7 protein-coding genes are annotated in these 12,657 nt (G+C 66.9%); 5 read left to right on the forward strand and 2 right to left on the reverse strand.

Going from position 1 to position 12,657, the window contains the following annotated elements; all coding sequences use genetic code 11:
• Positions 1-191: 191 nt before the first annotated feature.
• The 5 genes from PQB87_RS02065 to thpR all read left to right on the forward strand — a co-directional run bounded on the left by PQB87_RS02065 (position 192) and on the right by thpR (position 9,814).
• Positions 192-905, forward strand: a complete 714-nt coding sequence (locus PQB87_RS02065) for a transposase (protein WP_489242504.1) — start codon at positions 192-194, stop codon at positions 903-905.
• Between the two features lie 288 nt (positions 906-1,193).
• Positions 1,194-5,897 carry a glutamate synthase-related protein gene (locus tag PQB87_RS02070; protein ID WP_059688376.1) on the forward strand — a complete coding sequence of 1,568 codons (4,704 nt, stop codon included), beginning with the start codon at positions 1,194-1,196 and terminating at the stop codon, positions 5,895-5,897.
• A gap of 85 nt (positions 5,898-5,982) precedes the next feature.
• The gene (locus PQB87_RS02075; RefSeq protein WP_021162703.1) at positions 5,983-7,449 is read left to right on the forward strand and encodes a glutamate synthase subunit beta; all 1,467 of its coding nucleotides are present in this window, start codon (positions 5,983-5,985) and stop codon (positions 7,447-7,449) included.
• Between the two features lie 311 nt (positions 7,450-7,760).
• Complete coding sequence (locus PQB87_RS02080) at positions 7,761-9,251, forward strand: alanine/glycine:cation symporter family protein (protein ID WP_489242505.1); 1,491 nt, start codon at positions 7,761-7,763, stop codon at positions 9,249-9,251.
• Positions 9,248-9,814, forward strand: coding sequence for an RNA 2',3'-cyclic phosphodiesterase (thpR, locus tag PQB87_RS02085; RefSeq protein ID WP_489242506.1), 567 nt, complete (start codon positions 9,248-9,250; stop codon positions 9,812-9,814). The genes PQB87_RS02080 and thpR overlap by 4 nt, the downstream gene beginning before the upstream one ends.
• 126 nt (positions 9,815-9,940) lie before the next feature.
• On the opposite strand, the gene PQB87_RS02090 is transcribed toward thpR, so the two are convergent.
• Both PQB87_RS02090 and PQB87_RS02095 read right to left on the reverse strand, forming a co-directional pair.
• The gene (locus PQB87_RS02090) at positions 9,941-11,275 is read right to left on the reverse strand and encodes a D-amino acid dehydrogenase (protein ID WP_174415296.1); all 1,335 of its coding nucleotides are present in this window, start codon (positions 11,273-11,275) and stop codon (positions 9,941-9,943) included.
• Positions 11,276-11,300: 25 nt separating this feature from the next.
• Positions 11,301-12,563: an MFS transporter gene (locus PQB87_RS02095; protein WP_489242507.1), complete on the reverse strand. Its 1,263-nt coding sequence runs from the start codon at positions 12,561-12,563 to the stop codon at positions 11,301-11,303.
• Positions 12,564-12,657: the final 94 nt, after the last annotated feature.

Below are 12,657 nucleotides of genomic sequence, written 5' to 3' on the forward strand. Positions count from 1 at the left end.
TGTCTCCTCCGATCTAAGGCGTGCTCATTATGACGACTGCGTTTAAAACCAAACAAGCTCGTAAGTTAGAGTTTTCACCCTAGGATTAGTACGACCGTACGCATCCGCGCACCGACAGGACGGGCATTCTGTGCAAGTGCGCACTTCCGGACCCTCGGGTATTTCCTAACGCGTTCAAACGGACATTCAGCATGGCACGGTTAGCACGACTCTACGTTCCCGACCAGCCGCAGCACGTGATACTGCGCGGCCTGGATCAGCAACCCGCGTTCGTCGACGACCAGGACTACGAACTCTTCATCGATTGCCTGAAGGCCGCCGCGCGCGATCATCACCTGTCGGTGCACGCCTACGTGCTGCTGCCGCGCCAGGTGCAACTGCTCGTCACGCCGAGCGACGAGGCGAGCCTGCCGAAAGCGATGCAGGCTGTCGGCCGCCGCTACGTCGCGCATTTCAACCGGCGCTATTCGCGGCGCGGCACCCTGTGGGAAGGCCGCTATCGCGCGACCGTGATCGAAGGCGAGCGCTATTTCCTGCTCGCGAGCCGCGTCGTCGAGATGAGCCCGGTGCGCGCGCAGCTGGTCGCGACGGCGGAGGCCTATCGCTGGTCGAGCTACCGGCATCACGTCGGGCTCACCGTCGACAGCCTGATCACCGACCATCCGCTCTACTGGGCGCTCGGCAATACGCCGTTCGACCGCCAGCGCGCGTACAAGGAGCTGTGCGAGCAGCCGCTCGACGAGCGGCAGGCCGACCAGTTGCAGCAGGCGACGCTGAAAGGCTGGGTGCTCGGCGGCGAGAACTATCGCGAGTGGGCGGCGCGCACGGCAAACCGGCGCGTATCGCCGCTGCCGCGCGGACGCCCCAGAAAGGTGCGCGAGAACACGCCGCCGATCCAGCAGTAACGCGGGAAAGGCGGGCCAGAAGCGGCGCTGCGGGCGCCGCTTCTTTTTGCACCAAAGCGATACAGCCCCAATAAAATGGCACCAGATCGAAGCATCTGTTTAATTGGGGTTCGATCAAGCGGTTTTTGTTGCTATTCCCTTGATTCGTCGCGTATATTCCGAATTCCGGTGGCCCGGGCGAAGCATGCCCACCCACTGTCGGCCGCGCCGTCTCCCGTCGGGAGCGGGATCGACGGCAACAAGAAAATGGTTCAACGGCCTCCAGGCCCCCTTTACGACGGTGTCCCCATGAACGACCACCAGCAGCCGCTCGCCGCGGTGCCCGCCGCACAAGGTCTGTATGACCCGCAAAACGAACACGACGCCTGCGGCGTCGGCTTCGTCGCTCACATCAAGGGCAAGAAGAGCCACGAGATCATTCAGCAGGGCCTGAAGATCCTCGAGAACCTCGATCACCGTGGCGCGGTCGGTGCCGATCCGCTGATGGGCGACGGCGCGGGCATCCTGATCCAGATTCCGGACGCGTTCTATCGCGAGGAAATGGCGAAGCAGGGCGTGAACCTGCCGCCGGCCGGCGAATATGGGGTCGGCATGATCTTCCTGCCGAAGGAAAACGCATCGCGTCTCGCGTGCGAGCAGGAGCTCGAGCGCACGGTGAAGGCCGAAGGCCAGGTCGTGCTCGGCTGGCGCGACGTGCCGGTCGACCACGCGATGCCGATTTCGCCGACCGTGAAGGCGAGCGAGCCGCTGATCCGCCAGATCTTCATCGGCCGCGGCAAGGACATCATGGTGACGGACGCGCTCGAGCGGAAGCTGTACGTGATCCGCAAGACGGCCAGCCACCGCATCCAGGCGCTGAAGCTCAAGCACGGCAAGGAATACTTCGTGCCGTCGATGTCGGCGCGCACGATCGTCTACAAGGGGCTGCTGCTCGCGGGCCAGGTCGGCGTGTACTACCGCGACCTGCAGGACACGCGCGTCGTGTCGGCGCTCGCGCTCGTGCACCAGCGCTTCTCGACCAACACGTTCCCGGCATGGGAACTGGCTCACCCGTACCGGATGATCGCGCACAACGGCGAGATCAACACCGTGAAGGGCAACGTGAACTGGCTGAACGCGCGTACCGGCGCGATCGCGTCGCACGTGCTCGCCGACGATCTTCCGAAGCTGTGGCCGCTGATCTACCCGGGCCAGTCCGATACGGCCTCGTTCGACAACTGTCTCGAGCTGCTGGTGATGGCCGGCTACCCGCTCGTGCACGCGGTGATGATGATGATCCCGGAAGCGTGGGAACAGCACACGCTGATGGACGAGAACCGTCGCGCGTTCTACGAATACCATGCCGCGATGATGGAGCCGTGGGACGGCCCGGCCGCGATCGCGTTCACCGACGGCCGCCAGATCGGCGCGACGCTCGACCGTAACGGCCTGCGCCCGGCGCGCTATATCGTGACCGACGACGACCTCGTCATCATGGCGTCGGAAGCCGGCACGCTGCCGATCCCCGAATCGAAGATCGTCAAGAAGTGGCGCCTGCAGCCGGGTAAGATGTTCCTGATCGACATGGAACACGGCCGCATCATCGACGACAAGGAGCTCAAGGACAACCTCGCGAACGCGAAGCCGTACAAGAGCTGGATCGACGCGGTGCGCATCAAGCTCGACGAGATCGAGCCGAAGGCCGAGGAAGTCGCGGCCGGCCGTACGCAGGGCGCCGCGCTGCTCGACCGCCAGCAGGCGTTCGGCTATACGCAGGAAGACCTGAAGTTCCTGATGGCGCCGATGGCGCAGCAGGGCGAAGAGGCCGTCGGTTCGATGGGCAACGACTCGCCGCTCGCGGTGATGTCGAACAAGAACAAGACGCTCTATCACTACTTCAAGCAGCTGTTCGCGCAGGTCACGAACCCGCCGATCGACCCGATCCGCGAGAACATGGTCATGTCGCTCGTGTCGTTCATCGGCCCGAAGCCGAACCTGCTCGACACGAACAACATCAACCCGCCGATGCGTCTCGAAGTGTCGCAGCCGGTGCTCGACTTCAAGGACATCGCGAAGATCCGCGCGATCGACCAGTACACGGGCGGCAAGTTCAGCGCGTACGAACTGAACATCTGCTATCCCGTCGCCTGGGGCAAGGAAGGCATCGAGGCGCGTCTCGCGTCGCTGTGCGCGGAAGCCGTCGACGCGGTGAAGTCGGGCTACAACATGCTGATCGTGTCCGACCGCAAGACGGACGCCGAGCATGTCGCGATCCCGGCGCTGCTCGCCACGTCGGCAATCCACACGCACCTCGTCCAGCAAGGGCTGCGCACGAGCACGGGCCTCGTCGTCGAGACGGGCTCCGCACGTGAGACGCACCACTTCGCGCTGCTCGCGGGCTACGGCGCGGAAGCCGTGCACCCGTACCTCGCGATGGAAACGCTCGCGAAGATGGCCGAAGGCCTGCCGGGCGACCTGTCGCCGGAGAAGGCCGTCTACAACTTCACGAAGGCGGTCGGCAAGGGCCTGCAGAAGGTGATGTCGAAGATGGGCATCTCGACGTACATGTCGTACACGGGCGCGCAGATCTTCGAAGCGCTCGGCCTGTCGAGCGACCTCGTCGAGAAGTACTTCAAGGGCACCGCGTCGAAGGTCGGCGGCATCGGCCTGTTCGAAGTCGCGGAAGAAGCGATCCGCCTGCACCGCGACGCATTCGGCGACAACCCGGTCCTGCGCGACATGCTCGACGCGGGCGGCGAGTATGCGTACCGCGTGCGCGGCGAAGACCACATGTGGACGCCGGACTCGATCGCGAAGCTCCAGCACGCGACGCGCAGCAACTCGTACCAGACGTACAAGGAATACGCGCACCTGATCAACGACCAGACCAAGCGTCACATGACGTTCCGCGGCCTGTTCGAGTTCAAGGTCGAGCCGACCAAGGCGATCCCGATCGACGACGTCGAGCCGGCGAAGGACATCGTCAAGCGCTTTGCGACGGGCGCGATGTCGCTCGGTTCGATCAGCACCGAAGCGCACGCGACGCTCGCGATCGCGATGAACCGGATCGGCGGCAAGTCGAACACCGGCGAAGGCGGCGAAGACGAGAAGCGTTACCGCAACGAGCTGCGCGGCATTCCGATCAAGTCGGGCGAGACGCTGAAGTCGGTGATCGGCGACGAGATCGTCAGCGACATTCCGCTGAAGGACGGCGATTCGCTGCGCTCGAAGATCAAGCAGGTCGCGTCGGGCCGCTTCGGCGTCACCGCCGAGTACCTGGCATCGGCCGACCAGATCCAGATCAAGATGGCGCAAGGCGCGAAGCCGGGCGAAGGCGGCCAGCTGCCGGGCCACAAGGTGTCCGAGTACATCGGCAAGCTGCGTTACTCGGTGCCGGGTGTCGGCCTGATCTCGCCGCCGCCGCACCACGACATCTACTCGATCGAGGATCTGGCGCAACTGATCCACGACCTGAAGAACGTGAACCCGAGTTCGAGCATCTCGGTGAAGCTCGTGTCGGAAGTGGGCGTGGGCACGGTCGCGGCCGGTGTCGCGAAGGCGAAGGCCGATCACGTCGTGATCGCCGGCCATGACGGCGGCACGGGTGCGTCGCCGCTGTCGTCGGTCAAGCACGCGGGCACGCCGTGGGAACTCGGCCTGGCCGAAACGCAGCAGACGCTGGTGCTGAACCGCCTGCGCGGCCGGATCCGCGTGCAGGCCGACGGCCAGATGAAGACGGGCCGCGACGTCGTGATCGGCGCGCTGCTCGGCGCGGACGAATTCGGCTTCGCGACGGCACCGCTCGTCGTCGAGGGCTGCATCATGATGCGCAAGTGCCACCTGAACACGTGCCCGGTCGGCGTCGCGACGCAGGATCCGGTGCTGCGTGCGAAGTTCAAGGGCCAGCCCGAGCACGTCGTGAACTACTTCTTCTTCGTCGCCGAGGAAGTGCGCGAGATCATGGCGCAGCTCGGCGTCGCGAAGTTCGACGACCTGATCGGCCGCGCCGACCTGCTCGACACCCGCAAGGGCATCGAGCACTGGAAGGCGAAGGGCCTCGACTTCTCGCGCGTGTTCTACCAGCCGGAAGAGTGCGAGGACGTCGCGCCGCGTCACGTCGACGTGCAGGATCACGGCCTCGAGCGCGCACTCGACCATGTGCTGATCGAGAAGGCGAAGGCGGCGATCGAGAACGGCGAGCACGTGTCGTTCATCCAGCCGGTGCGCAACGTGAACCGCACGGTCGGCGCGATGCTGTCGGGCGTGATCGCGAAGAAGCACGGCCACGAAGGCCTGGCCGACGACGCGGTGCATATCCAGCTGAAGGGTACGGCCGGCCAGAGCTTCGGCGCGTTCCTCGCGAAGGGCGTGACGCTCGACCTCGTCGGCGACGGCAACGACTACGTCGGCAAGGGCCTGTCGGGCGGCCGGATCATCATCCGTCCGACCAACGACTTCCGCGGCAAGTCCGAGGAAAACATCATCTGCGGCAACACGGTGATGTACGGCGCGATCGAAGGCGAATCGTTCTTCCGCGGCGTCGCGGGCGAGCGCTTCTGCGTGCGCAACTCGGGCGCGACGGCGGTCGTCGAAGGCACGGGCGACCACGGCTGCGAATACATGACGGGCGGTACGGTCGTCGTGCTCGGCGAGACCGGGCGCAACTTCGCGGCCGGCATGTCGGGCGGTCTCGCGTACATCTACGATCCGGAAGGCACGTTCGCGGCGAAGTGCAACAAGTCGATGGTCGCGCTCGAGCCGGTGCTGCAGCAGGCCGAGCAGGAGCGCACGGTCGACCGCGCACTCTGGCATGCAGGCACGACGGACGAAGCGCTGCTCAAGGGGCTCGTCGAGCGTCATTTCCAGTTCACGGGTTCGCCGCGCGCGAAGTCGCTGCTGGAAAACTGGGACGCGGCGCGCCGCCAGTTCGTGAAGGTGTTCCCGCACGAATACAAGCGCGCGCTAGGCGAGATCGGTGCGAAGAAGGCGGCGAAGGAAGAACTGGCCGCCTGAGCGACGAACGACATAGCGAATGCCGCGCGCGCCTGACGGCCGCGCGCGGCTCCCCCACCCGATACACCGAACAGAAGAGCACCTTATGGGCAAGGCAACCGGTTTTCTGGAGTTCGAACGCCGCCACGAGGCGTACGAAGCACCGCTCACGCGCGTGAAGCACTACAAGGAATTCGTCGCGGCGCTGACCGACGCGGACGCGAAGGTCCAGGGCGCGCGCTGCATGGATTGCGGCATCCCGTTCTGCAACAACGGCTGCCCGGTCAACAACATCATTCCGGATTTCAACGATCTCGTTTACCGCCAGGACTGGCAGCAGGCGATCGAAGTCCTGCACTCGACCAACAACTTCCCGGAGTTCACGGGCCGTATCTGCCCGGCGCCGTGCGAGGCGGCGTGCACGCTCGGGATCAACAACGACCCGGTCGGCATCAAGTCGATCGAGCACGCGATCATCGACAAGGCCTGGGCGGAAGGCTGGGTGAAGCCGCTGCCGGCCGAGCACAAGACGGGCAAGAAGGTTGCGGTCGTCGGTTCGGGCCCCGCGGGCCTCGCCGCCGCGCAGCAGCTCGCGCGCGCGGGCCACGACGTGACGGTGTTCGAGAAGAACGACCGTGTCGGCGGCCTGCTGCGTTACGGGATTCCCGACTTCAAGCTCGAGAAGTGGCTGATCGACCGCCGCATGCGCCAGATGGAAGCGGAAGGCGTGACGTTCCGCACCAGCGTGTTCATCGGCAAGGATCCGCTGCCCGAGTCGATCGGCAGCCTCGCGAAGGAAACCATTTCTCCGGACACGCTGAAGGAAGAATTCGACGCGGTCGTGATCGCGGGCGGTTCGGAAACGCCGCGCGACCTGCCGGTGCCGGGCCGCGAGCTCGCCGGCGTGCATTACGCGATGGACTTCCTGCCGCAGCAGAACCGCGTGAACGCGGGCGACAAGCTCGCCGACCAGCTGCTCGCGAAGGGCAAGCACGTGATCGTGATCGGCGGCGGCGATACGGGTTCGGACTGCGTCGGCACGTCGAACCGTCACGGCGCGAAGCAGGTCACGCAGTTCGAGCTGCTGCCGCAGCCGCCGGAAGAGGAGAACAAGCCGCTCGTGTGGCCGTACTGGCCGATCAAGCTGCGCACGTCGTCGTCGCACGAGGAAGGCTGCGAGCGCGACTGGGCGGTCGCGACGAAGCGTCTCGAAGGCAAGAACGGCAAGGTCGAGAAGCTGATCGCTGCGCGCGTCGAGTGGAAGGACGGCAAGATGCAGGAAGTGCCGGGCTCCGAGTTCGAACTGAAGGCCGATCTCGTCCTGCTCGCGATGGGCTTCACGCAGCCGGCGGCGCCGGTGCTCGAAGCGTTCGGCGTCGCGAAGGACGCGCGCGGCAACGCGCGTGCGGCGACCGAAGGCGATCGCTCGTACTACACGTCGGTCGACAAGGTGTTCGCCGCAGGCGACATGCGTCGCGGCCAGTCGCTCGTGGTGTGGGCGATCCGCGAAGGCCGCCAGTGCGCGCGCTCGGTCGATGCGTACCTGATGGGGCATTCGAACCTGCCGCGCTGAGCTGAATACCGCGAGCGGGTTTCGACGGAAGCCGGGCGTCCGAAAGGGCGCCCGGTTTTTTTATGGCTGGCGCCAGCCGGGGTGCCCCGGTTTCACGTGCGAGACGGCGCCGTCCGATCGGGCTGCCTTGCCGTGCCGACACGCATCATTTTCGCGAAGCGTCGTCTAACCTGATGACATCCGGACGCGATTTCTCGTCATCCCAAATCCTTTCGTTTTGTAATAATCCTTGAAAACTGTCATATCATGTCGCCCCTCGGGCCGCATTCGCGGTCGACGCTCATGACTGACCCTATTTACAAGGAAACCGGATGGAAGCACTCCTGCATGGGCTGATCGACGCCGTCAACGGCGTGTTGTGGAACTACGTGCTGATCGCGCTGCTGCTCGGCGCCGGTGCGTGGTTCACGTTGCGGTTCCGGATGATCCAGCTGAAGGCGCTGTTCCTCAGCATGAAACTGGTCGGCAGCAAGGGCGAGCCGGGCAGCATCTCGTCGTTCCAGGCGTTCGCGACCGGGCTCGCGAGCCGTGTCGGCACCGGCAACATCGCGGGCGTCGCGGTCGCGCTGACGGTCGGCGGGCCGGGCGCGATCTTCTGGATGTGGATGACGGCGCTGGTCGGGATGTCGTCTGCGTTCGTCGAGGCGACGCTCGCGCAGATCTTCAAGGTGTCGCACCCGGACGGCAGCTATCGCGGCGGCCCCGCGTACTACATCCAGACGGGCCTGCGCTCGCGCGGCTTCGGCGTGCTGTTTTCGCTGTCGCTGATCCTCGCGTTCGGTTTCGTGTTCAACGCGGTGCAGGCGAACGCGATCGCCGACGCATTCCATACGTCGTTCGGCTGGAGCCGCGAGACGGTCGGCCTCGGCCTCGTGCTGCTGTCCGCACCGATCATCTTCGGCGGCATCCGCCGCATCGCGACGGTCGCGCAGGTGATCGTGCCGCTGATGGCGATCGGCTATCTCGCGCTCGCGGTCTATGCGGTCGCGACGCACATCGCGCTCGTGCCGGACGTGATCGCGCTGATCGTGAAGAGCGCGTTCGGTCTCGAGCAGGCGGCAGGCGGCCTGACCGGCTACGCGGTCAGCCAGGCAATCGCGATCGGCGTGAAGCGCGGGCTGTTCTCGAACGAAGCGGGGATGGGCAGCGCGCCGAACGCGGCCGCGACCGCGAGCACGCGGCACCCCGTCACGCAGGGGCTGATCCAGATGCTCGGCGTGTTCGTCGACACGATCGTGATCTGCAGCGCGACCGCGTTCGTGATCCTGCTGTCGGGCCAGTACGAAGTCGGCACGGGGATGGAAGGCGCGGCGCTCACGCAGCGCGCGATCTCGAGCCACGTCGGCGACTGGGGCGGCATCTACATGGCCGTCGCGATCTTCTTCCTCGCGTTTTCGTCGGTGATCGGCAACTACGCGTATGCGGAGGGCAACGTCGAATTCATCACGAAGCGGCGCGGCGTGCTGCCGCTGTTCCGTGTCGCGGTGCTCGGCATGGTGATGTTCGGCAGCGTCGGGCAACTGCCGCTCGTCTGGGCGATGGCCGATACGAGCATGGGATTGATGGCGATCATCAACCTGATCGCGATCCTCGCGCTCGGCAAGCATGCGCACGCCGCGTGGGCCGACTATCGTCGCCAGCGCGCGGCGGGTATCGCCGATCCGGTGTTCACGCGCAACACGATCCCCGAGCTCGCGCGTGTGCTGCCGCCCGACGTGTGGGGCGAGCACGGCCCGCTGCCGCAGCGTCCCGCTTCGGCTCAAACGGCACGCGCCCCGCGTGCCGCGGTGAGCGAGTCATGAACGGCGACCGGCTCCGTGCGTTCGTCGCGCTGATGCCCGATGCGGCCTCGCGCGACGCGCTGCACGCGTTGCCGGTCACCCGCGGAGCGCGGCGCACGCAGTCCGCGCAACTGCACATGACGCTCGCGTTCATCGGCGCGATCGAACGGGACCGATGCGAGGCGCTGGCCGCGCATCTGCCCGCGCTCGCGGCCGCCCATGCGCTGCCGTTGCTGCCGGTCGAGCGGATCGCGTGGTGGCCGAGCCTGCCGCGCGCGAGGCTGATCGTCGCGGAGCTCGCGGCCGATCCGGCCTGCCTGGCGCTGAATGCCGGGCTGGTTGCGCTGCTGGGCGAACTCGGCGTGCCGGCCGACCGGCGGCCGTTCCGGCCGCACGTGACGCTCGCGCGGCTGCCGCGCGAGGCGGTCGGCCAGCCCGCGCACGGCGGTGCGCCCGGGCGGGCGGTCGCGGTGCGTGTCGAAGCGCTGACGTTGTTCGAAAGCCGGCTGTCGCACGAGGGCGTGTCGCATCGGCCGGTCGCGTCCGCGCCGATCGCATGGGCGGACGGTCTGGCGCCGCAGTGAGCGGCTTGCGCGCCGCGGTGTGATTGCCGGATGCGATGTGTATCACGTCGGCGATATCGTCCGGCCTGCCGGGCCTGCCGGGCCTGCCGGGCCTGCCGGGCCTGCGGGGCCACCGGGCCACCGGGCCTACCGGCCGTAGCGCGAGAGCGTCAGGCCCGACAAGTCGATCTCCGGTTCCCGCCCCGTGACGAGATCCGCCACCACCTTCCCCGACCCCATCGACATCGCCCAGCCCGTCGAGCCGTGGCCGACGTTGAGCCAGAGCCCGTCGATCCCGCTCGCGCCGAGCAGCGGCGGCCCGTCGGGCGTCATCGGCCGGCGGCCGACCCAGAAGCGCGCCGATGCGCGATCGGCCGCGTGCGGGAACCAGTCGTCGAGCACCTTCATCAGCGTATCGAGCGCCTGCCGGCGCAGCGCTGCGTGCCGGTTGCCGAGTTCCGCGGTACCCGCGACGCGCAACGTCGGGCCGAAGCGCGTGATCGCCGTCTTCAGCGATTCGTCCATCAGCGCGGCGTGCGGCGCTTTTTCGTCGTCGACGACGGAGAGCGTCGCCGAGTAACCCTTCACCGGATAGAGCGGCACGTCGATGCCGTGCGGCCGCAGCAGCGCGGCGCTGTCGACGCCGAGCGCGACGACGATCGCGTCGGCGGCGAGTCGCGCGTCGCGTTGCTTGCTGCCGGCGCTCGATGCGTGCGGATGCGCTCGTGCGCGATCCGGCGTATCGCCATCCTCGTTGCCGTTACCGACGATCCGCACGCCGCGCACCCGGCCCGCCTCAACGTCGAGCGCCTGCACGTCCGTGTGAAAGCGGAACGTCACGCCGTTTGCTTCGCACAGCGCCCGCAGTTCACGCGTAAAGCGTGCGCAGTCGCCCGCTTCGTCGTCGGGCAGGTAGATGCCGCCGACGGGTGCCTGCCGCGCCCAGCGCAGGCCCGGCTCGATCGCCGTGCAGCCGGCCGCATCGAGCTCGCGAAACGCGATGCCGGCGTCGCGCAGCACCTTCAGCGCGGGCTGCACCATCTGCACGTCGAACGCACCGCGCAGCAGCTGGAGGTAGCCCCGGCTCGCGCCGTAGTCGAACGGATGTCGGTCGCGAAAGGCGTGCAGGCATGCGCGGCTGTAATAGGCGATGCGCTGCATCCGCTGCTTGTTCACACGAAACCGCTCGAATTCGCATTCGCGCAGCCAGCGCGCGATCCAGCGCCACTGCGCGGCTTCGAGCGTCGGCCGGAAGATCAGCGGCGACGCGGGCTCGAACAGGTACTTGAGGATCTTGCCGGGCATCCCGGGGGCGGCCCACGGCGTCACGTAGCCGGGCGCGATCACGCCGGCGTTGCCGAGGCTCGTCGCCTGCGCGACATCGGCCTCGCGTTCGATCACGGTGACCTCGCAACCTGCTTCGCGCAGGTGCCAGGCAGTGGTGACGCCGATCACGCCGGCGCCGAGAACGATCACGTGCATGCGGTTTCCGGAACGTGACGGTTGCTCAGGACGCGACGGCCGGATCGTCGACGAGCGACTTGCCGCGCGTTTCCGGCAGGACGAGCGCGGCGACGATCACGAGCAGGTAGCCGCCGCCCGCGACGAGGCCGATCGCCTTCACGAGCGACATCGACTGCGACAGCGAGCCGACGAGGATCGGGAAGAACGAGCCGAGCCCGCGCCCGAGGTTGTAGCAGAAGCCCTGGCCCGAGCCGCGGATCGCACCGGGATACAGCTCCGACAGGTACGCGCCGACGCCCGCGAAGATTCCTTGCACGACGATCCCGAGCGGGAAGCCGAGCAGCAGCATCGCGGTGTCGGTGATCGGCAGCATCGTGTACGCCATGCCGAGCGAGAACGAGCCGATCGCGAACAGGATGAACGACGCGCGGCGGCCGAGCCGGTCGGACAGGATCGCGCCGACCACGTAGCCCACGAACGAGCCGACGATCAGCACGACGAGATAGCCGCTCGTGTTGAACACCGACAGGTGGCGGACGGTTTTCAGGTAGGTGGGCAGCCACGTCGTGATCGCGTAGTAGCCGCCCAGCATCCCGGTGCACAGCGCGCTGCCGAACAGCGTCGCGCGCAGGTGCGGCGGCGAGAAGATCTCGAGGAAGTGGCCCGACACGCGGCCTTCGTCGCGCGCGCGGCGGGTGGCCGTGTAGATGTCCGGATCGCTGACGTTGCGGCGGATGTACAGGATCCACAGCGCGGGCGCGATGCCGATCCAGAAGCATGCGCGCCATGCGACCTGCTCGGGCAGCAGCGCGAAGAACGCCCAGTAGAGGATCGCGGCCGCGCCCCAGCCGAACGACCAACTGCTCTGCACGGTGCCGACGGCTTTCGCGCGGTGTTCGGGCGAGCGGATCGTCTCGGCCATCATGATCGTCACGACCGACCATTCGCCGCCGAAGCCGAAGCCCTGCAGCGTGCGTGTCGCGAGCAGTTGCCAGAACGAATCGGTGAAGCCGGACAGGCACGTGAACAGCGCGAACGTCGCGATCGTCCACTGCAGCACGCGCACGCGGCCGTAGCGGTCGGCGAGGATGCCGGCGACCCAGCCGCGGAGCGCCGACGAGATCAGCGAGCTCGTCGCGATCATCCCGGCCTCGCTCTTCGTCATGCCCCAGGCTGCGATCAGCGTCGGAATCAGGAACGAATAGATCATGAAGTCGAACGCATCGACCGCGTAGCCGCCGAATCCGGCATACAGCGTCCTGCGTTCGCGTGTCGACAGCTCGTCGAACCACTGGAATGCCTGCATGCTTGCCGTCCCCCTGTTGTCTCGTCCTGTCTCGCGCTGCCGCGTGGCGGTTATTTTACGGGCGGGGAGCGGGGCGCCAAAAAGACGGGAGCGA

Source organism: Burkholderia sp. KL41, from assembly GCF_057005415.2.

What these genes read in the sequence shown, in the direction of transcription:
- PQB87_RS02090 (WP_174415296.1), bottom strand. Translation starts at nt 11,275, where the DNA reads ATGCACGTGATCGTTCTCGGCGCCGGCGTGATCGGCGTCACCACTGCC.
- PQB87_RS02080 (WP_489242505.1), top strand. Translation starts at nt 7,761, where the DNA reads ATGGAAGCACTCCTGCATGGGCTGATCGACGCCGTCAACGGCGTGTTG.
- PQB87_RS02070 (WP_059688376.1), top strand. Translation starts at nt 1,194, where the DNA reads ATGAACGACCACCAGCAGCCGCTCGCCGCGGTGCCCGCCGCACAAGGT.
- PQB87_RS02065 (WP_489242504.1), top strand. Translation starts at nt 192, where the DNA reads ATGGCACGGTTAGCACGACTCTACGTTCCCGACCAGCCGCAGCACGTG.
- PQB87_RS02075 (WP_021162703.1), top strand. Translation starts at nt 5,983, where the DNA reads ATGGGCAAGGCAACCGGTTTTCTGGAGTTCGAACGCCGCCACGAGGCG.
- PQB87_RS02095 (WP_489242507.1), bottom strand. Translation starts at nt 12,563, where the DNA reads ATGCAGGCATTCCAGTGGTTCGACGAGCTGTCGACACGCGAACGCAGG.
- thpR (WP_489242506.1), top strand. Translation starts at nt 9,248, where the DNA reads ATGAACGGCGACCGGCTCCGTGCGTTCGTCGCGCTGATGCCCGATGCG.